Below are 21,697 nucleotides of genomic sequence, written 5' to 3'. Positions count from 1 at the left end.
CGACTCGGCCAACTCCACGGCTTGGTGCTTGAACTCATCGGTGTAGCTACGACGGGTGATACGGGACATAAGGGACCTCCAAGTGCGATCAAAGTATCGCTTCTTGGCGTCCGCTGACGGGGGGCCAGATCACACGCCCCCTCAACCGGACCCACCCCGCCTTCGACAGATTCTTGCGAGCTGTCGGAATGGCATGGGATCGGATCCGTTTTCCACAGGAAAACGGATCCGAACCCAGATTGATTTCGATATCTGACAGAGATTCATCCACGCATGGCGTGGATCTACCCGATCGCGGAAAACTGTCAGAGGTGGGGCGGTATCGGAGGGCGGGGTGTCAGCCGCATGGATGCGGCTGCCAAGCCTACAGGGACGTACTTGCGGCGTCCCCGCACTCCGACACCGCCCCGCCAGCCCACGGAATGCCAGCTTTTGCTGTTGCCTTGGCTTGAAGCCTCTGCGGGTGCAGGGCGCAGCCCTGCCGAGCAACCCTCAATGCAGCAGGGCCGCCACCGCGTCGCGGAACCCCGCCTGGGCCTGCCCGGACTCGGGCGCGTGATGCAGTTGCCGCACCGCGCGCCCCAGCCGTGCCGCGCCGACGAAGCCACAACTGGCCTGCAACCGGTGCAGCTGGCTGCGCAACTGGCGCTCGTCGTGCTGGTCGACCGCCTGCTCGACCGCGTCGCGCACGCCCGGCAACTCGGCCAGGAACAGTTCGCGCAGTGCGATCAGGTGGTTGCGCTGGCCATTGAGCGCTGCCAGGGCTGCGGTCTCGTCCCAGTCCTGTACGGCCAGTTCGACCGCGGCCGGGGCCTGTGCCACGAAGATCCCCGCCGGGCTGTTGACCAGCGCTCGGCGCACGGCCTTCAGCAGCTGGTCGCGGCCCAGTGGCTTGACCAGGGTGTCGCTGAAACCAGCTTCGCGCAGGCGGGCGTGAATGGAGGCATCGCCGTCGGCGGTATGTGCCAGTGCCGGCGTGTCGGGATGTGAACGGCGCAACTCACGCAACAGCTGCGCGCCATTGCCGTCCGGCAGGTTGACGTCGATCAGCCACAGGTCATGCGAGCCGGGCTCGGCACTGGCCAGGGCACTGGCCAGCGAATCTGCGGTATCCACATCCGCCGGTAACGTTTCCAACGCCGCCTTGAAAAAACCGCGGCTGATGATGTCGTCCTCGACAAGCAGGAAGCGGGGCCGTGTGGCCCGCGGGGTCATCTGCATCAGGGCTGCCTCCATGTCAGCTGTCCCAATCATCAAGCACGGCGGCCACGGGCGCAAGCGGGTCCGGGCCCCATCGGTCAGGATCTGCGACAATACGCCCCCATTTTTGCCCGCAGCCTGTTGCCACGTGGCCCGATCCCGCTCCCGCACCGACCGTACCCCGTTCCAGACCGAGATCCTCGACCTCAGCCATGATGGTCGCGGTGTCGCCCGCCGTGAAGGCGAGGGCGGCAAGGTCACCTTCGTCAGCGGCGCCCTGCCCGGTGAGGTGGTGATGGCTGAACAGACGGCCCGCAGCCGCCATTTCGACGAGGCGCGCACGCTGGAGGTGCTGCAGGCCTCGCCGCAGCGGGTGACCCCCAAGTGCCCCCATTTCGGCACCTGTGCCGGCTGCGTACTGCAGCACCTGGACGAGGCCCAGCAGATCGTCGCCAAGCAGCGCGTGCTGATGGACAACCTGGAGCGGATCGGCCATGTGAAGCCGGGCACCGTGCTGCCGCCGCTGGTCGGCGAGAGCTGGGGTTACCGCCGCAAGGGCCGCTTCTCGGTGCGCCGGGTCGAGAAGAAGGACAAGACCCTGGTCGGCTTCCGTGAACAGGATCCGCGTTTCGTCGCCGACCTCAGCCAATGCCTGACGGTGATTCCGGAAATCGGCACCAAGGTCGAGGCGCTGTCCACCTTCATTGAAACGCTCGATGGCAAGCGCGACATCCCGCAGATCGAGTTCATCGCCGGTGACCAGGCGGTGGTGCTGACCGTGCGCCACCTGCAACCGCTCAGCGATGCGGACCGCGCGGCCTGGGCTGCCTTCGGCCAGCAGCATGGGTTCGTGATCTACCTGCAGTCCGGCGGCGTGGACACCGTGCAGCCGCTGGACGGGCAGGGCGTGCCGCTGTCGTTCCGGCTGGCGCCGTGGGATGTCGAGCTGGCGTTCCGCCCGTTGGATTTCATCCAGGTCAACGCCAAGCTCAACGAGAAGATGATCGCCCACGCCCTGGACCTGCTGCAGCCGGGTAAGGACGAGCGCGTGCTGGACCTGTTCTGCGGCCTGGGCAACTTCACCCTGCCGCTGGCCCGCCGTGTGCGTGAAGTGGTGGGTGTGGAAGGCGATGCCGGCCTCGTCGCGCGTGCACGTGAGAACGCGGAGCGCAACGGCCTGGCCAACGCGCAGTTCTTCAGCGCCGACCTGACCCAGGACCAGCGCAGCACGGCGTGGATGCGCCAGGGCTTCGACAAGCTGCTGCTGGATCCGCCGCGCTCGGGCGCGATCGAAGTGCTGCAGCAGCTGCCGCTGAAGCAGTTCAAGCGCATCGTCTACGTCAGCTGCCACCCGGGCTCGCTGGCGCGCGATGCCGGCTATCTGGTCAACGAACAGGGCTTTACCCTGGTCAGCGCCGGTGCCATGGACATGTTCCCGCACACCGCGCACGTGGAAAGCATCGCGGTATTCGAAAAGCGCTGAGCAGCTGTCATCACCCGTGGCGCATAATTGCGCCATGGGCATCGAAATCGAACGCAAATTCCTGGTCAGCAGCGATGGCTGGCGCACCGCCGCGCATCGGGTGATCCCGATGGCGCAGGGCTACATCAACGACATGGGCGCGCTCGACCGCGGCACCCAGAACGCCTCGGTGCGCGTGCGCATCGAAGGCGACCACGCCGCGCTGAACCTGAAGTCGCGCACCCTCGGCCACACCCGGCAGGAGTTCGACTACCCGATCCCCGTGGAGGACGCGCGCGCACTGCTGGCGTTGTGTGTCGGCGGCCTGATCGACAAGCGCCGCCATCTGGTCGAACACGCCGGCCTGACCTGGGAAGTGGACGAGTTCCTCGGTGACAACGCCGGCCTGGTGGTGGCCGAAGTCGAGCTGGAAAGCGCGGACCAGGCCATCGACCTGCCGGACTGGGTCGGCGCCGAAGTGACCGATGACGCCCGCTACTACAACGTTGCCCTGGCCAGCCGCCCGTATTCAGAGTGGTGAACCCCCAAAAAGGGGACGGAGGGGATTAAGTCGTCTTTACCCCGCCTGTGCGGAAAGCGACTTAATCCCCTCCGTCCCCTTTTATCGAGGAAGGCGGTCCCCATGTCGTGGGGATGAGAATCGACATCTACTCCGACGTGGTCTGCCCCTGGTGCTGGATTGGCAAGCATCGTTTCCAGCAGGGCGTGCAGTTGCTGGGCGCCAATGCGCCTGACCTCGATATCCACTGGCAGCCGTTCCAGCTGGACCCGGATGCGGACGACACCCCGGTGCCGCTGCGCGAGGCCTATGCGCGCAAGTTCGGGGGCGTCGAGCGCACCGAGCAGATCCTCGGCCAGACCCAGACCACCGCGCGCGCGGAGGGGCTGCCGATGGATTTCAACCAGGGCCAGGTGCGGGTGACCACACTGCCGGCGCATCGGGTGTTGTGGCTGGCCGGCCAGCATGGCGTGCAGGATGCGGTGGGTGAAACGCTGTTCCGCGCCCACTTCGAGCATGGCCAGAACCTGGCCGATACCGCAGTGCTGGTGAAGGCCGGCGTGGCGGGCGGCCTGGACGGTGGTGAAATCGCGCAGATGCTGGCCTCCGACCGGGGGCTGGCCGAGGTCGAAGCCAAGCTGGCGCAGGCCCATGCACTGGGCATTTCTTCGGTGCCGACCTTCGTCATCGATGGGAAGTGGGCGATTTCCGGGGCCCAGCCGCCAGAAGCGTTCGCCCAGGCCCTGCAGCAGATCGCGGCCGAACAGGGCGCCCCGGCCACCCCGGCTGACGGCGACGAGGCCTGCGGCCCGGACGGCTGCAAGGTCTGACCGGCTCCTCAAAAGGGGACGGAGGGGATTAAGACGTATCCAGCCCCTTGGGGCCGATTGCGCCTTAATCCCCTCCGTCCCCTTTTTCTGACCACTGCGCCTGTCGGCCGGTTCTGCGACAATGCGGCACTGCGCCATGCGGGCGCGCGTTGTGGAGATCGACCATGCTGCTGATCGGCGTTGCCGGCACCGAACTGACCGCCCAGGAACGTGACTGGCTGCAGCACGACGCCGTGGCCGGAGTGGTGCTGTTCAAGCGCAACTTCGCCTCGCGCCAGCAGGTGACCGATCTGAGCGCGGCCATCCGTGCCGCTGCCCCGCGCCCGCAGCTGATCTGCGTGGACCAGGAGGGCGGCCGCGTACAGCGCTTCCGCGAGGGCTACAGCGATCTTCCGCCGCTGCAGGACATTGGTGCCCTGTACGCCACCGACCCGCAGCAGGCCCTGGCGCTGGCCGAGCAGCACGCCTGGCTGATGGCCAGTGAAGTCCGCGCCAGCGGCCTGGATCTCAGCTTCGCCCCGGTGGTTGACCTTGGCCGCGGCAACCGCGCCATCGGCAACCGCGCCTTCAGTGAAGACCCGCAGGTCGTGGCCGCGTTCACCGCAGCCTATGTGCGCGGCATGCACGCGGTCGGCATGGCCGCCACGCTCAAGCATTTCCCTGGCCACGGCACCGTGCTGGAAGACACCCACGTGGATACCGCGATCGATCCACGCGCGCTGGACGAACTGCGCGCGCAGGACCTGGTGCCGTTCCAGGCCGGCATCGCCGCCGGTGCCGATGCGGTGATGATGGCGCACGTGATCTATCCGCAGGTGGCACCGGAGCCCGCCGGCTATTCCCCACGCTGGATCCAGGACATCCTGCGCGGCGAACTCGGCTTCCGCGGCGTGGTGTTCTCCGATGACATCGGCATGGCCGCCTCGCACAGCGCCGGCGGCGTGCCGGCACGCGTGCACGCGCACCTGGACGCCGGCTGCGACGTGGTGCTGGTCTGCCATCCGGAACTGGTCGATGAAGCCCTGCATGCGGTGCAGGGACGCTCCCTCAATACTGCTGCGCTGCTGGGCCTGCTCGGCCGCGGCGCACTCGGCTGGGACGGCCTGCTGGCCGATGCCCGCCATGGCGACACCCAATCCCGTCTGCTTGAAACCCTTGGAAGAACCGTCTGATGCCCAACCTCACCATTTCCCAGGCCCTGGCCCAGGCTGACCTGCTGGTCGACCGCCCCACCATCGACAAGGCCATCGCTGCTATCGCCGACGCCATCGCGCGCGATTACAAGGGCGAGGTGCCGTTGTTCCTGTCGATCATGCATGGTGCGCTGCCGTTCGCCGGCCAGCTGGCGCTGGAACTGGGCGCGCGCGGCCAGGACGTGCAGTTCGATTACCTGCACGCCACCCGCTACCGCGGCGAAACCACCGGCGGTGACCTGGTCTGGAAGCACAAGCCGGCCACCTCGCTGTTCGGCCGCCGCGTGCTGCTGGTCGACGACATCCTCGACGAGGGCTACACCCTGCAGGGCGTTCGCACCTGGTGCCTGGAGCAGGGCGCGACCGATGTGCGCATCGCTGCGATGACCGTGAAGAAGCACGACCGTGCGCTGCCTGACGTGACCGCCGATTACGCGGGCATCGAGCTGCCGGACCGCTACGTGTTCGGCTTCGGCATGGACGTCAACGAGACCCTGCGCTGCGTGCCGGCCATCTACGCAATGAAGGAATAACGGCGCGGCCGCCCGCGGCGCGTCTTTTCCATCGCCGGCATCCTCGGGTGCCGGCGTTCGTCTTTTCATGGAGTGCTTCGAATGCAACAGATCGCCCTGGCCGTGATCGGCGGTACCGGTGTCTACAACCTGGCCAAGCTTGACGACGTGCAGACCCACGAGGTCGACACCCGCTTCGGCCGCCCATCGGGCCCGGTGCGCGTGGGCACGCTGCTCGGCCATCGCGTGGCGTTCCTGGCGCGGCATGGGGAGGGGCATTCGCTGCCGCCGCACAAGATCAACTACCGCGCCAACCTGGCTGCGCTGCAGCAGCTGGGCGCGCAGCGGGTGCTGGCATTGAACACGGTGGGTGGCATCACCGAGAACTTCGGTCCGCGCGTGCTCGCCTGCCCGGACCAGATCATCGACTACACCTGGGGCCGCATCAGCACGATCTGTGAAGAAGAAGGCTCCGACGTGGTCCACGTCGATTTCGGCCATCCGTACACGCCGATGCTGCGCAGCAAGATCCTGGCGGCAGCCAAAGTGACCGGTGTCACGGTCCATGACGGTGGCTGCTATGGCGCAACGCAGGGCCCGCGCCTGGAAACGATCGCCGAAATCGCCCGCATGCGCCGCGACGGTTGCGATCTGGTGGGCATGACCGGCATGCCGGAAGCCGCACTGGCGCGGGAGCTGGGGCTGGATTATGCCTGCCTGGCGATCATCGCCAACTGGGCCGCCGGCTGCGGTGATGGCGAGGAGATTACGATGGCCGAAGTGCTGGCCAATGTGCAGGCGGCCAGCAACGGACTTCCGGAACTGGTGGGCGAATTGGCGCGGGGGTGATTGTCTTCCCCGAGCAAGCTTTGCATACTCAGCTTGTGCGCGGGTTCAGCGTACACCACCCATTCATTGCATAAGGTCTCGCATCACCATGCCGAACGGTACCGTCAAGTGGTTCAACGACGCCAAGGGATTTGGCTTCATCTCGCCGGAGGATGGCAGCGCCGACGTGTTCGCGCACTTCTCCGCCATCAACTCCAAGGGCTTCCGCAGCCTGCAGGAAGGCCAGCGTGTCACCTATGACGTGACCCAGGGCCCGAAGGGCGCCCAGGCTTCGAACATCACGCCGGCCGAGTGATCCACTCGACAGTGCGTTGAAAACCCCGCTCCGGCGGGGTTTTTTTTTTTGCGCTGCGACAAGAATTGCGCTGCCGTGGGCGGAGGCCCCGCTGGGCATCCGGATTTGCGCTCGGGCACAATGCGCCCATGAAGGAACGACTGCGCATCGCCGTGATCGGCTACGGCACCGCTGGACAGGCATTGTCCATCCTGCTCTCCCGTGATGGCCACGAGGTGGAGATCTTCGAACGTGTGCCCACGCCGGGACCGGTTGGCGCCGGTTTCCTGCTGCAGCCCAGCGGCCTGCAGGTGCTGTGGCAGATGGGCCTGCTTGACGCCGTGCGCGCGCATGCCGCGCCGGTGCATCGCCTGTACGGCGATACGCCGTGCGAACGCGCAGTGATGGACATGCGCTACGCCGGCCTGGACGCGCGCCTGCACGGCCTTGGCATGCAGCGCGGCGCCCTGTTCTCGTTGCTGGATGATGCGCGTGCAGGTGCGGGCCAGCTGCATGCCGGCGTCAGCATTGCCGCAGTGGATGCCGAGCACGGCCGCCTGCGTGACAGCGAAGGGCGCCTGCACGGTGCGTTCGACCTGGTGGTGGCCGCCGATGGTGCGGCCTCGACGCTGCGCGGCACGATCAAAGACGGTAACGGACTGGATCGCGTGTATCCGTGGGGTGCGCTGTGGTGCCTGTTGCCGGCCGAAGACTGGCCACACCTGCAGGAGCTGCGGCAGCGCTACGTGGCCGCGCGCAAGATGATCGGGCTGTTGCCGGTCGGTACGCGGCCCGGTGATGACACGCCGCGCCTGAGCTTTTTCTGGAGCCTGCCACGCGCCGATTTCGAACGTTGGCAGGCCGACGGCATGACGCCCTGGCTGGACGAACTGCATGCGCTGTGGCCGCAGGCCAGTGCACGCTTCGCGCATCTGCGTGATGCCGGCCAGCTGGCACGGGCCGTCTACCGCGACGCGGTGATGACGCGCTGGCATCACGGCCGCATGGTGCTGGCCGGCGATGCCGCGCATGCGATGAGCCCACAGCTGGGCCAGGGCGTGAACATGGCGCTGCTCGATGCGCTGGCGCTGCGCGATGCCTTGCGCGCGCATGGTGGCGGTGCCGCGGCATTGCAGGCCTACCAGGCGCAGCGCAGGGCACACGTTGCGGTCTACCAGCGCTGGAGCCGTTGGCTGACGCCGCTGTTCCAGTCCGATCGCGATGCCTGGGCCAAAGCGCGCGACGTGCTGCTCGGCCCGATGGGGCGCCTGCCGGGTGGACGTGGTCACATGCTGCGTGTGCTCAGCGGTACCCAGCATGGCTGGTTCGGTTCGCTCGCGCTGGATCCGGCTTTCGTCGACGCGCTGGCCACTGCGGCGCAGGTGCCTCGCATCAACGCGATCACAGCCACTGCGTGAAACGCGTCGTCACGTGAATTAACGGTTGCCTCACTGCGCATATGCGAGAAGTAGGTTGCACGCGATTGCGCGTCGCCCGTTTTCCTTTCCGTGATCAACATCGCGCGTGGCCCGGGAGGCGCTGCCGTCGCGGCCTGTTGCGGCCCGGATGTGCCGCCTGTTGTCGAAGAGGAGGATGCCATGTTGTTCGCGGTCGAGGAGCTGGAATCGGAAATCTGCAAGCTGCGCGGTCTGTTGCAGATGCTGCACGAGGACCAGCCCGACGTACTGGAGGACGTGTTCGAGTTCCATGTCGGCAGCCTGATCAGTCATGCGTCGCCTGAGCACCACACGCGCATCCGCACCTGCGCGCAGGAGATGCTGGCGGCGATCCAGGCATTGCCGCGGCGACGGGAAGAGGACACGCCTGAGTTCCAGCTGATGCCGCAGCTGGATATCCGTCCGGCCTGATTCAAGCCAGGGGCAGTGCCACCAGGCCGTTGTCCACGCAGGCGACCATCTGTTCGCCGGCAGCGGGAACAGGAACGATTCCGGCGGTGAACGCGGAGAAGGCCGGCAGGAGCGTCATCCTGTCACGCAGCCAGAATGCGGGGAAGCGCCGCCGCAACGGAGGCAAAGCGATCTGTGGATGCAGATGCCCGGCGATCACATGCAGCTCCGCATCGGGCACCGGCTCATGCCGAAGCAGGAACGGTGGCAACCGTACTTCGTCGTGGATCTGCACCTGCAGCTCGGCATGCGGCAGCTGCCGGTCATGATTTCCGCGCAGGACATGCACGTCCAGTGCGGCATTGCGTTCGCGCCATCCCAGCCATTGCTGGTACCACGCAGCACGATGCGCCGGGCCATGCAGGATGTCGCCCAGGATCCACACCTCGCGGCAGGCACGCGCGTCCAGCAGCCCCTGCAGGCGTTGCAGGTCCTTGCCGGTACCGCCGCCGGGCAGCGCGATGCCTGCGCGGCGGAAGACATCGGCCTTGCCCAGGTGCAGATCGGCGAGCAGCAGTGCCTGCCGCGCGGGCCAGTACAGTGCACGCGCGCCAAGCAGCACCAGCGGCTCGCCTGCGCGCAGCAGCGGCAGTTCATCGGCCATGCCGACGCTCCAGCTGCTGGGCCACGCGTTGCACCCGGGTACGCCAGTCTTCGTTGCTGAACTGCCCGCGCAGGCGTTCGGCCCACAGCGGGAAACCCAACGGCGTCAGTGACGCCGGGCGCTGCACCGAGAGGGTCTGCATCCGAATCCTGGCCAGTACCTGTTGCAGCCCCGGCATGTCGAGGCTGTCATTCAGCACTTCCTGTTCCGCCAGCGCCAGCAGCAGGTGATCCGGGTCGTGCTCGCGCAGTACGTCGTAGAGCAGTCCCGCGGACGCCTGCAGCTGGCGCAGTGCCCGTGGCATGCCACCGGGCAGGCTGGGGACCAGCAGGCCGGCGACGCGTGCGATGCCGCGGAACTGGCGACGCGCCAGCTCGCCCAGGTTCACCGCAGCACGCAGGTCATCCAGCAGCTGATCGGAGGCGAACAGCGCCCGCCATTGCGCCGCGTCCAGATCGATGGCCTGTGCCGGTGCCAGCACCAGGCCGTGATCGTTCACCGCATAGCCGATGCTGTTGCGCTGCCGGCGGGTACAGCGCAGCGCCAGCAGGGCGGCCAGCGCCTCATGCACGTGGCGGCCGGCAAAGGGATAGACGAACAGGAACTGGCCTTCGCGACGCCGCACCTCTTCCACCAGCAGGTGGTCCGGGCCGGGAAGCGCCGACAACTGTTGCTGCAGTGCCAGCAAGGGCGACAGCCAGCGTGATTCGGCGCTGTCGTCAGCACCGGACAGTACCCACTCCAGCTCGCGTCCGAGTGGCATCGACAGCGGCAACTGGCCTCCCTGCCAGCGTGGCACGACACCGTCTCCGCGCCCTCGTGCCAACCGCACGAAGGCGGTCATGTCGCGCAGCTGCACAAGCTCCAGCAGGCGCCCGGCGAACTGGAAGCGGTCGCCACGGCGCAGGCGGCTGGCGAACTGCTCCTCCACGGCGCCCAGGCTGCCGCCGCGCAGGAACTGCACGCGCACGCTGCCATCGCTGCTGATGGTGCCGATCGACAGCCGATGACGCAGCGCCTGGCGGCGGTCGTGCATGCGGTACCACCCATCGGCATCTCGCACGACCTTGTGGAAATCGGGGTACTGGGCCAACGCCTGCCCGCCCTGCACGATGAACGTGAGCACGGCCTGCCACTGGTCGTCGCCGAGCGACGCGAAGGCATGGGTACGCCGGACCTGTGCCAGCAGCGCAGTGCTGTCGAAGCCGCCCGCCAGTGCGCGGCTGACCGCGTGCTGGGCCAGCACATCCAGCGACAGCGTCGGCGGCCTGCGCGCTTCGACCACACCTTCAGCCAAGGCACGGCGCACCGCAGCGTACTCGGCCAGTTCCAGCGCATGGCTGGGCACGCACAGGATGGCGCCGCTGGCACCCGGGCGGTGGCGTGCGCGTCCGGCGCGCTGGCGCAGGCGCGCCACGCCCTTCGGGCTGCCCAGCTGCAGGACCTGCTCAACCTCGGGGAAGTCGACACCCAGGTCGAGGCTGGAGGTGGCAACCACGCAGCGCAGCGCGCCCGCGCGCAGGCCATCCTCCACCTGCTGGCGCAGCGCCGGATCCAGCGAGCCGTGGTGCAGCGCAAGCGTGTCCGGTTCTTCCGGCCAGACCGCCGCCAGCGCCTGATGCCACAGTTCCGCCTGTGCACGGGTGTTGGTGAACAGCAGGCTGCTGCGTGCCTGCATCAGTGCCTCCAGCACGCGTGGCAGCTGTGCCAGGCCCAGATGCCCCGCCCATGGGAAGCGCTCGCCGGGGTCTGGCAACAGGCTGCGCACGCTCAGTGGGCGCGGTCGTACGCCCTGCACGATCGGTGCTTCCGGTCGCCCGGGCAGCAGCACGTCGCGCGCCTCCTGCAGATTGCCCAGGGTGGCTGACAGTCCCCACAGCTGCAATGCCGGCGTGGTATCGCGCAACACCGCCAGGTTCAACTGCAGCAGGACGCCGCGCTTGTTTCCCAGCAGTTCGTGCCATTCGTCCACCACCACGCAGCGCAGCCGCTGCATGCGCGGCAGCGTATCTGGATAGCTCAGCAGCAGCGCCAGTGATTCCGGCGTCGTCACCAGTACGTCGATGCGGCCTTCGCGCGCCTGGCGCCGCTCGCGGTTGCTGGCGTCACCACTGCGCAGGCCGACACGCCAACCCAGCCCCAGCCCATCGACCACGATCTGCAGCGCGCGCGGTGTCGCTGGCCAAGGCGCGCAAGGGGGTCACCCACAGCACCTGCAGCGGGCGTACCGCGCTGGCGCGGCGGGGGGAGGGCGGCGGGTCGATCATGGCCTGCAGCAGCGGCCCTCCGAACATCGCCAGTGTCTTGCCGCTGCCTGTGGGTGTGTGCAGCAGTCCGGATTCGCCGGCGAGATAGTGACGCCACATCGCGCGCTGGAACGGCAGTGAGCGCCAGCCTCTGGACGCGAACCAGTCTTCCAGCCGGCGCAGTGCCTGGCTGCGGTTCATCGTGCCAATGCCTGCAGCGTGGCCAGCTGATCGGCTTCGCTGGCGGGCTTGTCGTGGCGCCAGCGCAGGATGCGCGGAAAGCGCACAGCGATGCCCGACTTGTGCCGGCTGCTGCGGTTGACCGCCTCGAAGCCCAGCTCGAAGACGTGTTCGGCGCGAACGCTGCGCACCGGGCCGAAGCGCTCGCGGGTGTTGGCGCGGATCCAGCGATCAAGCGCGAGGATTTCCTTGTCATCCAGGCCCGAATAGGCCTTGGCCACCGGCACCAGCGTGTCGCCGTCCCAGACGCCGAAGGTGTAGTCGGTGTACAGCGTGCTGCGCCGCCCATGGCCGGCCTGCGCGTACAGGAGCACCGCATCGATGGTGAGCGGATCGACCTTCCATTTCCACCAGTCACCACGGCGGCGTCCGGCCTGGTAGGGCGAGGCATGCCGCTTCAGCATCAGTCCTTCCACGCCGCGTTCGCGTGCCACGTCGCGCATTGCCGCCGCCTGAAGCCAGTCGTCGGCGTCAACGCCGGGTGAGAGCTGGATCCGTGCATCGTTCAGTGCACCGACGACCTCGGCGAGCCGCGCGCGCCGCTGCTGCAGCGGACGTTCGCGCAGGTCCACGCCATCGAGTTCAAGCAGGTCATAGGCGAGCACCCGCACCGGCGTGTTGCGCAGGGTGGCCGCACCGGGTTTTCGGCGCTGGATACGCGTCTGCAGCGCGGTGAAGGCACGCGGCAGGTCCGCGGCTTCGTCCCAGGCCAGCAGCTCGCCGTCCAGCACGCAGCCATCGGGAAGCGCCATCGCCGCCTGTTCGATCTCGGGGAAGCGGCCATCCAGCCGCTCTTCGCCGCGTGACCACAAGGCGACCTCGCCGCGCCGGCGCAGCAGCTGCAGGCGGATGCCATCCCACTTCCATTCCAGCAGCCAGTCATCGATCGCGCCAAGTCGTTCGGCAGGGTTGCCCTCCAGTGGCGAGGCGAGGAAGAACGGGTAGGGCTGCTGCCGGTCCAGCGGCAGCTCATCCGGCGACAGCAGCTGGGCCAGCAGCCCGGGCGAGGGCACCCACTCGCCCAGCATGCGCTGGGCGATGCGTGCGATGTCCAGGCCGGACCATTCGGCCAGCGCCTGCTGCACCAGTCGTTGCGAGACGCCAATGCGCAGGGCGCCGGTCAGCAGCTTGTTGAACACCAGGCGTTCGCTGCTGCACAGCTGCTGCCAGCCGGCCACGACTGCCGCACGGCGCATCGCCTCGGGTTGGTTGGCCACCGCCAGCAGGTGCTGTTCGATCCATTCGGCCAGGGGCCGGTCAGGCGAGGGGTTCGGTGGGTCGTCCAGCAGCAGGGTCAGCGTTTCGGCCAGGTCACCCACCTGCGCATAGCTGTCCTCCACCAGCCACGGTGGCAACCCTGATTCCTCGGCAATCCAGGCGCGCAGTTCGCCACTGGCGGCGATCTTCCTGCGCGCGCCGCCCACCTTGCCACCACTGAGCAGGTACAGCGCCCACGCCGCATCGTGCGCGCCTGCCTGGCCGAAGTAATCGACCAGTGCCGCTCGCTTGTCCAGCGTGGCAGTGCTGCGGTCCAGGCGTTGGTAGAGCGCTGCGAAGGCCTTCATTCCTCGCTCCCGAAATCGGTACGGAAGGCTTCGGCAGCCACGCCGCGTTCGCGCAGGAACGGAATCAATGCATCGGTATTGCCATGGGTGGCGATCACCCGCTGCGCGCCGGTCTGTTCGATCGTCTGCAGCAGTGCGGGCCAATCGGCGTGGTCGGAAATGACGAAGCCACGATCAACGTTGCGGCGGCGGCGGTTGCCGCGCAGTTGCATCCAGCCCGAGGCGAAGCCCAGCTGGTGACGGCCGAAGCGGCGCATCCAGGGCGTGCCCGCAGCCGAGGGCGGGGCGAGGATCAACTGGCCGGCGGCATCGGGCTGGCGGCCCTGTTCGGCCACGGTGAGCGTCTCCAGCATCGGTACGCCGGCCTGCCGGTACACCGCCACGCCATTGGCGATGGCGCCATGCAGCCAGGCCGGCCGATCATCCAGTGGCCGCAGCTCGGCCAGCACCCGCTGTGCCTTGCCCAGCGCATAGCACAGCAGGATCGCAGCCTCGCCGCGTTGTTCGCATTCGCGGCGCCACGCCACGATCTCGGCAGCGACGGCCGGCGTGTCCGGCCAGCGGTAGATCGGCAGGGCGAAGGTGGCTTCGGTGATGAAGGTATCGCAGGGCACTACTTCAAACGGCGCACAGGTTGGGTCAGGCTGCCGCTTGTAGTCGCCGGAGGCGACCCAGACCTGCCGCCCGTCGTCGATGCGCACCTGCGAAGATCCCAGGACGTGACCGGCTGGATGCAGCGATACCTGTACCCGGCCCAGGCGGAACGGCACGCCCTCGACGTGCGCCTGCACCGGCACATCGCCCAGGCGCCAGCGCAGGATCGGCAGGCTGCCTTCGCTGCAGTGGTACTCGCCCATGCCCGGGCGGGCGTGATCGCCGTGGCCATGGGTGATGACCGCGCGCGCTACCGGTCGCCAGGGATCAATGTGGAAATCGCCGGCGGCGCAGTACAGCCCTTCCGGGCGCAACACCACCAGATCGTCGTTGGCTGCCATGCGGTCACTGTGGCCTGCCGCTCGTGCACAGGGCGAGAACCGGCCTGAACACGGGCTTGGCAAGTCATGCGGCACAATCGGACCGCATACCTCTTGCCGCCAGGATGGACCGGATGAGTGGACCGAGCTTCAGCAGCGACGCGCCCTACGAAACCCATGTGGTGTTGAACCAGCCGCCACCGTTCGCGGGGCGCCAGTTGTGGACTGACGACGTGGCGCTGATGGAAGCTGTGCAGCGCGAAGGCGCTGGCAGCTTCGCGCCACGCCTGGCGGTCTATGGCGCGCTGGCCGGCGACGAGCTGTACCGGCTCGGCTTTGATGCCAACCGCGACCGCCCACGCCTGCGCACGCATGATGCGCAGGGTCATCGCATCGATACGGTGGAGTTCCATCCGGCCTATCACCAGTTGATGGAAACGGCGAAATCGCACGGTGTCGCCGGCTTGTCCTGGCACGAACCGCAACCCGGCGCGCACGTCGCGCGTGCGGTGTTGAGCTACCTGCACCACCAGGCCGAGGCCGGCACCAGTTGCCCCTTGACGATGACCCATGCAGCAGTAGCGGTGCTGCACGCGCAGCCGCATCTGGCCGAGTGGGCACGCAAGGCCGCAGCGCCGGTCTATGACCCGCGCGACGTGCCGGTGGCTGACAAGGCCGGCATCACCCTGGGCATGGGCATGACCGAGAAGCAGGGCGGCTCGGATGTGCGCGCCAACAGCACGCGCGCCGAACCGATCGATGGTGAGCGCTATCGCCTTGTCGGCCACAAGTGGTTCTTTTCCGCACCGATGTGCGATGGCTTCCTGGTGCTGGCGCAGGCGCCGGGAGGACTGACCTGCCTGCTGATGCCGCGCCGGCTGGCCGACGGTGACCGCAACGCGTTCCGCCTGATGCGGTTGAAGGACAAGCTCGGCGATTGGGCCAATGCCTCCAGCGAAGTCGAGTTCTGCGGCGCGCAGGCATGGCGGGTGGGCGAGGAGGGGCGTGGCGTGGCCACCATCATCGGCATGGTGATGATGACCCGCCTGGATTGCATGCTGGGCGCAGCGGCGGAAATGCGCATGGCGTTGGCGCAGGCGTTGCACCACGCACGCCATCGCCGCACCTTCGGCAAGCTGCTGGTCGAGCACCCGTTGATGACCAACGTGCTGGCCGACCTGGCGCTGGAATCGGAAGCAGCCACGGTACTTTCGATGCGCATCGCACGCGCGGTGGATCGCGCAGGCGTGGATGCCAACGAAGCTGCGCTGGCACGGGTGGGAACGGCGCTGGGCAAGTACTGGCTGTGCAAGCGCGCGCCGGCCTTCGTCAACGAAGCGCAGGAATGCCTCGGCGGCGCAGGCTATGTGGAGGAATCGATGCTGCCGCGGCTGTACCGGCAGGCGCCGTTGAATTCGATCTGGGAAGGCAGTGGCAACATCCAGTGCCTGGACGTACTGCGCGCGCTGGCACGTGAACCGGAGGCACTGGCGGCGCTGCGCGCCGAGCTGGCAGCGGTGGCCGATCGTGATGCGCGCTACGCAGCGGCATTGCAGCGTTGGGCAGCGGCACCGGCACCGGATGAGTCGCAGGCGAGGCTTTTCTGCGAGCGCACTGCGCTGCTGCTGCAGGCGGCGTTGATGTTGCGGGCGGGCAGTCCAATGGCTGAAGCGTTCGTGCGCAGCCGGCTGGAAGGGCAGCATGGGCTGGTGTTCGGGACGCTGCCGGCGGGTGTGGATCTGTCGGCAATGCAGGCGCGCGCGCTGCCTTAGGGGCGGCCAACGGCGAAGCCCCTCGTGGTGGCCGCTGATACTGATGGGTGGGCCGCGCGGGTAGGTCGCGCGGGCGCTGTGAATACGTCCTTGTAGGCGCGGGCGCGCCATCCATGGCGCTTACGCCCCTGCGCAACCTACCCGCGCGTCCTTGGACACTTTCCGTACGCGTCCAGCATGGAATCAACAGAAAGAGCAGAGAGCGAAAAGCAGAAAAGCCGCGGCAGTGCCGCGGCTTTTCCTGGGGCGCCGAGCCGATGCCCGGCTGCCGGTACGCCTTAGTGCTTGGCTTCTTCCTTGGCGGCGTTGGCCTTGGCGTCATTGGCGACATCACGGGCCTTGTCAGCAACCTTCTGTGCGGCGTCCGCAGTGGCGTCGCTGGCATGTGCAGCGGCGTCGGTTGCCGCAACCTTGGCCTTGTCTGCGGCGTTTGCGGTGGCGTCTGCGGCCTTGTCCAATGCCTGCTGGGTATCGGCGGCGGCCTGCTCGGAAGCGGCAGCGGTCTTGTCGGCAGCGTTGCGGGTGGCTTCGGCGGCCCTGTCCACGGCGTCACGGGCGGCAGCGCCGGCGCTGTCGGCGGCCTGCTGCGCGTCCTGCTTGGCCTGTTCGGCTTCCGGACCCTTGCAGGCGGCCAGGGCCAGCAGCAGGGAGGCGGCCAGCAGCGTGGTGGTGATCGGGCGAATCTTCATGGCGGTCTCCGGTACTGCAATGGATGGGGACGCCAGCCTATTCATGCCGTTGTGAAGACGGGGTCGCGATCCGAGGCGCGCGCAGGCAGCAGGCCAAAGAAAAAGCCGCTGGCGAACCAGCGGCTTTTCCAGAACAGCCTGAAGAAAGAAGTTATTACTTCTTGGCTTCTTCAGCAGCGTCCTTGGCCTGCTCAGCGGTAGCTTCGGCAGCCTTGGCAGCGTCCTTGGCTTCGCCAGCAGCAGCGTCGGTCGCGGCAGCAGCGGTGTTGGCAGCAGCGTCGGTCGCAGCGTCAGCAGCGGTGGCGGCGGTGTTGGCAGCCTGCTGGGCAGCGTCGGCGGTCTGGGCGCCGGCAGCGGCGGCCTGGTCGGCAGCAGCCTGGGCTTCGGTGGCGGCTTCGTTGGCCGAAGCAGCGGCGTCCTGGGCAGCTTCCTGCTTCGAGCAGGCGGCCAGGGCCAGAGCCAGGGACATCGCGACCAGCAGCTTGTTGATGCTCATTGTGTAAATCCTCGTCGTTAGAATTAGGCAACGCGCATGCTGCGCGCCGACAACATGATGACAAGCCAAGATTGGGTGTCAAGCGATCCCGCATTCATTTTTGCGAAATCGTCGTTAAATCTTTTTAAATCAATTCGATGGCGATGGCTGTTGCTTCACCGCCACCGATGCACAGGGTGGCAATGCCGCGCTTGCCACCGCGCGTGCGCAGGGCGTTGACCAAGGTCACCACCAGGCGTGCACCGGAGGCACCGATGGGATGGCCCAGTGCGCAGGCCCCGCCATTCACGTTGAGCTTGTCGTGCGGGATGCCCAGTTCACGCATCGGTGCCATCGCCACCACGGCGAAGGCCTCATTGATTTCGAACAGGTCGATCTGGTCCAGCGACCATCCGGTCTTGGCCAGCAGCGTGCGGATCGCGCCGATCGGGGCGGTGGTGAACCACTCCGGTTCCTGCGAATGGGTGGCGTGGCCGACGATGCGCGCCAGCGGGGTAATGCCACGTGCGTTGGCGTCTTCCTCGGTCAGCAGGACCACCGCAGCGGCGCCGTCGGAGATGCTGGAGGAGCTGGCGGCGGTGACGCTGCCGTCCTTCTTGAAGGCCGGGCGCAGGGTCGGGATCTTGGCGATGTCGGAGCGGCCGGGTTGCTCGTCGGTGGCGACCTCGACCTCACCCTTGCGGGTGGCGACCTTCACCGCGACGATCTCGTCGGCGAATGCCCCATTGGCCTGTGCGGCCTGTGCGCGCTTGACCGATTCGATCGCATAGGCGTCCTGTTCCTCGCGGCTGAACTGGTACTTGTCCACGGCGCATTCGGCGAATTCACCCATGGCCTTGCCGTCGTAGGCGTTGACCAGGCCGTCGTGGGCCATGTGGTCGATCGCCTGGAAGTTGCCGAAGCGGTTGCCGGTACGCGAGTTGGGCAGCAGGTGCGGGGCGTTGGACATCGATTCCATGCCGCCGGCAACCACGATGCTGGCCGAACCGGCCTTGATCAGGTCATGGCCGAGCATGATGGTCTTCATGCCCGAGCCGCACACCTTGTTGAGGGTGGTGGCACCGGTCGACAGCGGAATGCCGGCGGCGATCGCCGCCTGGCGGGCGGGCGCCTGGCCGAGGTTGGCCGGCAGCACGCAGCCCATGAGGACTTCAGAGACGTCGCTGGCCGGCACGCCCGACTGTTCCAGGGCGGCCGCGATGGCGGCCGCGCCGAGGGTCGGGGTCGGCACGCCGTTGAACTGGCCGAGGAAGGAGCCGATGGCGGTGCGCTTGGCGGCGGCGATGACGATGTTGGACATGGCAATCTCGTTGATGCGTAAGCAATGTTCGGAAAGGAGACCGAAGACGTTGGAAGCGCCGCGATTTCCCGGCAGACTGCGTGGGGGTCGACCCAAGTATAGAGGGTCGGGGAGGGCCGCCGCTGGGCGGCACCGCACGCCTGCCGGGATGTAGGCAGGCCAACGTTCATGGGAAGGAATCGATGGAACGCACGATGATGGTGAGGTCGGCGCTGGCGTCGGCGCTGGCGATGGCATTGACGGCATGTGGTGGCGGCGGAGGCGGCGGCAATGTCCGCATCGATCCACCCCCGACCACCCCGACGCCCCCGACCACGCCCCCGCCGACCACCCCGCCTCCGGCCAAGCCGCAGGAGCCGGCCTTCGACGCGCACCTGTCCGTGACCAATGCGCGTGCCGCACAGGCCGCCGGCCTGACCGGGCAGGGGGTGCGCATCGGCATCGTCGATTCGGGCGTGCAGCGCAACGCAGTGGCGCTGAACGGGCGCGTGGTCGCCAACCTCAACTACATCGACCCCGCCCGCAACAACCTGCAGGTGGACGACGTGGTGGGTCACGGCACGGCGGTGGCCAGCCTGGCCGCGGGTGCTCCAGTGGGGTCCTGGCCGGGCGGCATCGCCCCCGGCGCACAGATCGTTTCGGCGCGGATCATCGCCGACAAGCCGCCCGTCGATGACGGCAGCGGCAAGGGCAATTCCTTCAGCGGCCCACTGGGCGTGGCGCAGGTCCACCAGGACCTGATCAGCTACAACGTGAAGGTGATGAACAATTCGTGGGGCGGCCTGTACTGGACCGACCTGCCGACCACCGCGCAGGTGGCGGCCGAGTACCGGCCGTTCGTCATCAATCATGGCGGCCTGGTGGTGTTCGCGGCCGGCAACGATGCGCGCCCCGAGCCGAGCAGCCTGGCCGCGCTGCCCAGCCAGCTGGGCGTTGCCGGCTCGCTGCCAGCGGCCGATCTGGAGCGCGGCTGGCTGGTGGCCACTGCGGTGGATCCGTATGCACCGGGCACGCTGGCCAGCTACGCCAATGCCTGCGGCCAGGCCGCGCGCTACTGCCTGGCGGCGCCGGGCAGCGCGGTCTATCCCGATGCCAACGGCGGCAGCTATTACTGGAACTACGGCACGTCCTTTGCCGCCCCGCTGATTTCCGGCGCCGCCGCCCTGGTCTGGCAGCGCTACCCGTACTTCGACAACAACCTGGTGCGGCAGACCCTGCTGGGCACCGCCAAGGACATCGGTGCGCCCGGCGTGGATGCGGTGTTCGGCTACGGCCTGCTCGACATCTCGCGGGCGATCAAGGGGCCGGGGCGCTTCGACTGGGGCGATGTGGTGGCCAATGTCGATGCGCCATCGAGTGGCTCGCTGTGGAGCAACGACATCGTCGGCAGCGGTGGCCTGGTCAAGCAGGGCGGGGGAACCCTGGTGCTGGGTGGCAACAACAGCTACAGCGGCGCCACCCGCATCGAGCGCGGCATCCTGTCACTGCAGAACGGCAGCGTGATCCGCTCCAACGTGACGATCCTGGCGCAGCCCGATCCGGATTCGACCGGCCTGCAGTTCAATGGCGGTACGCCGCGCGTGATCGGCAATGTGGTCAACGGCAGCAGCGTGTTCCTCACCACCGGTAGCACCACCGGCACCATCGAGGGCAACTACACCCAGCAGGCCGGTGCACAGCTGATGATCGCACTGGGTGCCAATGCGCTGCAGGTCACCGGCAAGGCCACGATCAACGGGGGCGTGCGCGTGCACGGCTTCGTCTCCGGCTATGTGCCGCAGAACGGCAGCCGCCAGGACCTGATCCACGCCGCCGGCGGCCTCAGCGGCACCTTCAGCAGCCCGGCCACCTCCAGCGGCCTGCAGGGCCTGTCGCTGCTGCAGAGCAGCTATGGCTATGACAGCAACAACGCTTGGTTGAACCTGACCCAGGTCAGCGTCACGGCGGCAGCGACCGGGCTCACGGCCTCGGCGCAGTCGGCTGCGCAACGCGTGGACAGTGCGTTCAGCGCGCTTGATGGCGATACGACGCTGCAGGGCTCGGCCTTCGGTACGGCCGCCGGTGCGCTGCAGTGGACCGGCGGTGGCAGCAAAGGCCTCGAGGCCAGTTTGCAGAGCCTGTCCGGACAGGCGCATGCGCGGGCCGAGTCGGCCACCTTCGACAGCATCGACATGTCACGCCGCGCGATCGCCGAGCGCTTCGATCGCGTGCAGGCGGCGCCGCGCCTGCGCGGGGCCTGGCAGAGCGCGCTCGGCGAAGCCGGGCAGGGCAGTTTCGCCGGCAATGCCGCCGACAGCCGTGGTTGGATGGCCGGCCAGGACCTGCCGCTGGGCAGCAATGGGCTGATGGGTGTGGCCTTCGGCGAAACCCGCAGCGATGGTGGCAGTGGCTTCGGCGGTGATCGTGGGCGTGATCGCCAGGCGCAGGCGCAGCTGTACGCCGGCTGGAACCTGGGCCGGGGCTATGCGCTGGCGCAGGTCGGCAGCGGCCAGTTCACCCGTGCGCTGGATCGCCAGTTGCTGCTGGGCGCCGGCGCCTACGGTGTCTCTGCACGTTACGGCGGACGTTTCAGCAGTGCCAGTGTCGAAGGCGGCTATCGCTTCGGCAACGCGGGTGCGTCGTTGACCCCGTATCTGGGCGCCAGCACGACGCGCGTGGATACCGATGCCTTCAACGAACTGGGCGGGTTCGGCTTCGGCCTGCGTGGCGATGCCAACCGCGTACAGCGCAGCCAGATGCTGGCCGGTATCCGCGGCGAACGTGGCTGGGGGCGCTGGACCCTGCGCGGGCATGCCGAATGGCAGCAGCGGCTCGATGGTGCCGATGCGGACTGGCAGGCCAGTTTCGTCGGCGTTGATGCATGGGCGCCACTGGCGGGCTGGAACGCGCCGCGAGGCAGTGCGTTGTTCGGCGTGGCGCTGGAGTCGTGGTGGGGCCGCAACGGCCGCCTGAGCCTGGGCTTTGACCAGCGCGTCGGAGGCGAAGGCGCGCGCCAGGCGGCGTTGCGCTACAGCACCGGCTTCTGAACGGGCGGTCGCGCCGGGTCGAAAGGCCCGGCGCGACA

18 protein-coding genes and 2 pseudogenes are annotated in these 21,697 nt (G+C 67.8%); 11 read left to right on the top strand and 9 right to left on the bottom strand.

The annotated features are described in order from the left end of the window. Nucleotides 1-492: 492 nt before the first annotated feature. Nucleotides 493-1,221, bottom strand: a complete 729-nt coding sequence (locus tag AC5P5V_RS16825) for a response regulator (protein ID WP_134969072.1) — start codon at nt 1,219-1,221, stop codon at nt 493-495. Between the two features lie 127 nt (nt 1,222-1,348). Between AC5P5V_RS16825 and rlmD the strand changes: the two genes are divergently transcribed. From rlmD to AC5P5V_RS16780, 9 genes are all read left to right on the top strand, one after another. Next, nucleotides 1,349-2,683 (top strand): 23S rRNA (uracil(1939)-C(5))-methyltransferase RlmD, encoded by a 1,335-nt coding sequence (gene rlmD / locus AC5P5V_RS16820; RefSeq protein ID WP_134969073.1) that lies wholly within the window; start codon nt 1,349-1,351, stop codon nt 2,681-2,683. 34 nt (nt 2,684-2,717) lie between these two features. Then, a complete protein-coding gene (locus AC5P5V_RS16815) occupies nt 2,718-3,203 on the top strand; it encodes a CYTH domain-containing protein (RefSeq protein ID WP_031270571.1) in 486 nt (161 codons plus the stop codon). A 113-nt stretch (nt 3,204-3,316) separates the two neighbouring features. After that, nucleotides 3,317-4,012 carry a DsbA family oxidoreductase gene (locus tag AC5P5V_RS16810; RefSeq protein ID WP_134969074.1) on the top strand — a complete coding sequence of 232 codons (696 nt, stop codon included), beginning with the start codon at nt 3,317-3,319 and terminating at the stop codon, nt 4,010-4,012. Nucleotides 4,013-4,176: 164 nt separating this feature from the next. Continuing rightward, nucleotides 4,177-5,184, top strand: coding sequence for a beta-N-acetylhexosaminidase (nagZ, locus tag AC5P5V_RS16805; protein WP_061479808.1), 1,008 nt, complete (start codon nt 4,177-4,179; stop codon nt 5,182-5,184). Then, nucleotides 5,184-5,738: a hypoxanthine-guanine phosphoribosyltransferase gene (locus tag AC5P5V_RS16800; protein ID WP_005418223.1), complete on the top strand. Its 555-nt coding sequence runs from the start codon at nt 5,184-5,186 to the stop codon at nt 5,736-5,738. The genes nagZ and AC5P5V_RS16800 overlap by 1 nt, the downstream gene beginning before the upstream one ends. A gap of 81 nt (nt 5,739-5,819) precedes the next feature. After that, entirely contained in the window at nt 5,820-6,566 is a 747-nt protein-coding gene (locus tag AC5P5V_RS16795; RefSeq protein ID WP_005418222.1) for an S-methyl-5'-thioinosine phosphorylase, read from the top strand. Between the two features lie 88 nt (nt 6,567-6,654). Continuing rightward, nucleotides 6,655-6,861, top strand: coding sequence for a cold-shock protein (locus AC5P5V_RS16790; RefSeq protein WP_005410590.1), 207 nt, complete (start codon nt 6,655-6,657; stop codon nt 6,859-6,861). Nucleotides 6,862-6,989: 128 nt separating this feature from the next. Next, the gene (locus AC5P5V_RS16785; protein ID WP_134969075.1) at nt 6,990-8,258 is read left to right on the top strand and encodes an FAD-dependent oxidoreductase; all 1,269 of its coding nucleotides are present in this window, start codon (nt 6,990-6,992) and stop codon (nt 8,256-8,258) included. A 180-nt stretch (nt 8,259-8,438) separates the two neighbouring features. Next, entirely contained in the window at nt 8,439-8,708 is a 270-nt protein-coding gene (locus AC5P5V_RS16780; RefSeq protein ID WP_053500349.1) for a hypothetical protein, read from the top strand. Between the two features lies 1 nt (nt 8,709). Here AC5P5V_RS16780 and pdeM read toward each other — a convergent pair whose 3' ends face one another. From pdeM to AC5P5V_RS16755, 5 genes and pseudogenes are all read right to left on the bottom strand, one after another. Beyond that, nucleotides 8,710-9,351: a ligase-associated DNA damage response endonuclease PdeM gene (pdeM, locus tag AC5P5V_RS16775; RefSeq protein ID WP_061479805.1), complete on the bottom strand. Its 642-nt coding sequence runs from the start codon at nt 9,349-9,351 to the stop codon at nt 8,710-8,712. Beyond that, nucleotides 9,341-11,576, bottom strand: a pseudogene (locus tag AC5P5V_RS16770) (ligase-associated DNA damage response DEXH box helicase); the annotation flags it as partial. The pseudogene AC5P5V_RS16770 and the gene pdeM, both read right to left, overlap by 11 nt. Continuing rightward, nucleotides 11,571-11,798: pseudogene (locus AC5P5V_RS16765) on the bottom strand (hypothetical protein); the annotation flags it as partial. The pseudogenes AC5P5V_RS16765 and AC5P5V_RS16770, both read right to left, overlap by 6 nt. Beyond that, on the bottom strand, nt 11,795-13,402 hold the full coding sequence (locus tag AC5P5V_RS16760) for an ATP-dependent DNA ligase (protein ID WP_231352242.1): 1,608 nt from the start codon (nt 13,400-13,402) through the stop codon (nt 11,795-11,797). The pseudogene AC5P5V_RS16765 and the gene AC5P5V_RS16760, both read right to left, overlap by 4 nt. Further along, a complete protein-coding gene (locus tag AC5P5V_RS16755) occupies nt 13,399-14,397 on the bottom strand; it encodes a ligase-associated DNA damage response exonuclease (protein WP_061479802.1) in 999 nt (332 codons plus the stop codon). Before AC5P5V_RS16755 ends, AC5P5V_RS16760 begins: the two co-directional genes overlap by 4 nt. A gap of 113 nt (nt 14,398-14,510) precedes the next feature. Between AC5P5V_RS16755 and AC5P5V_RS16750 the strand changes: the two genes are divergently transcribed. Then, a complete protein-coding gene (locus AC5P5V_RS16750) occupies nt 14,511-16,148 on the top strand; it encodes an acyl-CoA dehydrogenase family protein (protein WP_134969109.1) in 1,638 nt (545 codons plus the stop codon). 278 nt (nt 16,149-16,426) lie between these two features. Here AC5P5V_RS16750 and AC5P5V_RS16745 read toward each other — a convergent pair whose 3' ends face one another. The 3 genes from AC5P5V_RS16745 to AC5P5V_RS16735 form a co-directional block, all read right to left on the bottom strand. Further along, nucleotides 16,427-16,837: a hypothetical protein gene (locus AC5P5V_RS16745; protein WP_005418205.1), complete on the bottom strand. Its 411-nt coding sequence runs from the start codon at nt 16,835-16,837 to the stop codon at nt 16,427-16,429. 154 nt (nt 16,838-16,991) lie between these two features. Next, nucleotides 16,992-17,333, bottom strand: coding sequence for a hypothetical protein (locus AC5P5V_RS16740; RefSeq protein WP_005418203.1), 342 nt, complete (start codon nt 17,331-17,333; stop codon nt 16,992-16,994). Between the two features lie 124 nt (nt 17,334-17,457). Continuing rightward, the gene (locus AC5P5V_RS16735) at nt 17,458-18,633 is read right to left on the bottom strand and encodes a thiolase family protein (RefSeq protein WP_049413060.1); all 1,176 of its coding nucleotides are present in this window, start codon (nt 18,631-18,633) and stop codon (nt 17,458-17,460) included. Nucleotides 18,634-18,815: 182 nt separating this feature from the next. Between AC5P5V_RS16735 and AC5P5V_RS16730 the strand changes: the two genes are divergently transcribed. Next, on the top strand, nt 18,816-21,659 hold the full coding sequence (locus tag AC5P5V_RS16730) for an autotransporter serine protease (RefSeq protein WP_231352241.1): 2,844 nt from the start codon (nt 18,816-18,818) through the stop codon (nt 21,657-21,659). Nucleotides 21,660-21,697 lie beyond the last annotated feature (38 nt).

The sequence above is a fragment of the Stenotrophomonas sp. YJH_SMC_130 genome, from assembly GCF_059369035.1.
This window is presented reverse-complemented; position numbering and strand designations above follow the sequence as displayed.

Bases quoted from the DNA above. Each gene is read 5' to 3' on its own strand.
- AC5P5V_RS16825 (WP_134969072.1), bottom strand. From the start codon at position 1,221: ATGCAGATGACCCCGCGGGCCACACGGCCCCGCTTCCTGCTTGTCGAG.
- AC5P5V_RS16815 (WP_031270571.1), top strand. From the start codon at position 2,718: ATGGGCATCGAAATCGAACGCAAATTCCTGGTCAGCAGCGATGGCTGG.
- AC5P5V_RS16810 (WP_134969074.1), top strand. From the start codon at position 3,317: ATGAGAATCGACATCTACTCCGACGTGGTCTGCCCCTGGTGCTGGATT.
- nagZ (WP_061479808.1), top strand. From the start codon at position 4,177: ATGCTGCTGATCGGCGTTGCCGGCACCGAACTGACCGCCCAGGAACGT.
- AC5P5V_RS16800 (WP_005418223.1), top strand. From the start codon at position 5,184: ATGCCCAACCTCACCATTTCCCAGGCCCTGGCCCAGGCTGACCTGCTG.
- AC5P5V_RS16795 (WP_005418222.1), top strand. From the start codon at position 5,820: ATGCAACAGATCGCCCTGGCCGTGATCGGCGGTACCGGTGTCTACAAC.
- AC5P5V_RS16790 (WP_005410590.1), top strand. From the start codon at position 6,655: ATGCCGAACGGTACCGTCAAGTGGTTCAACGACGCCAAGGGATTTGGC.
- AC5P5V_RS16785 (WP_134969075.1), top strand. From the start codon at position 6,990: ATGAAGGAACGACTGCGCATCGCCGTGATCGGCTACGGCACCGCTGGA.
- AC5P5V_RS16780 (WP_053500349.1), top strand. From the start codon at position 8,439: ATGTTGTTCGCGGTCGAGGAGCTGGAATCGGAAATCTGCAAGCTGCGC.
- pdeM (WP_061479805.1), bottom strand. From the start codon at position 9,351: ATGGCCGATGAACTGCCGCTGCTGCGCGCAGGCGAGCCGCTGGTGCTG.
- AC5P5V_RS16760 (WP_231352242.1), bottom strand. From the start codon at position 13,402: ATGAAGGCCTTCGCAGCGCTCTACCAACGCCTGGACCGCAGCACTGCC.
- AC5P5V_RS16755 (WP_061479802.1), bottom strand. From the start codon at position 14,397: ATGGCAGCCAACGACGATCTGGTGGTGTTGCGCCCGGAAGGGCTGTAC.
- AC5P5V_RS16750 (WP_134969109.1), top strand. From the start codon at position 14,511: ATGAGTGGACCGAGCTTCAGCAGCGACGCGCCCTACGAAACCCATGTG.
- AC5P5V_RS16745 (WP_005418205.1), bottom strand. From the start codon at position 16,837: ATGAAGATTCGCCCGATCACCACCACGCTGCTGGCCGCCTCCCTGCTG.
- AC5P5V_RS16740 (WP_005418203.1), bottom strand. From the start codon at position 17,333: ATGAGCATCAACAAGCTGCTGGTCGCGATGTCCCTGGCTCTGGCCCTG.
- AC5P5V_RS16735 (WP_049413060.1), bottom strand. From the start codon at position 18,633: ATGTCCAACATCGTCATCGCCGCCGCCAAGCGCACCGCCATCGGCTCC.
- AC5P5V_RS16730 (WP_231352241.1), top strand. From the start codon at position 18,816: ATGGAACGCACGATGATGGTGAGGTCGGCGCTGGCGTCGGCGCTGGCG.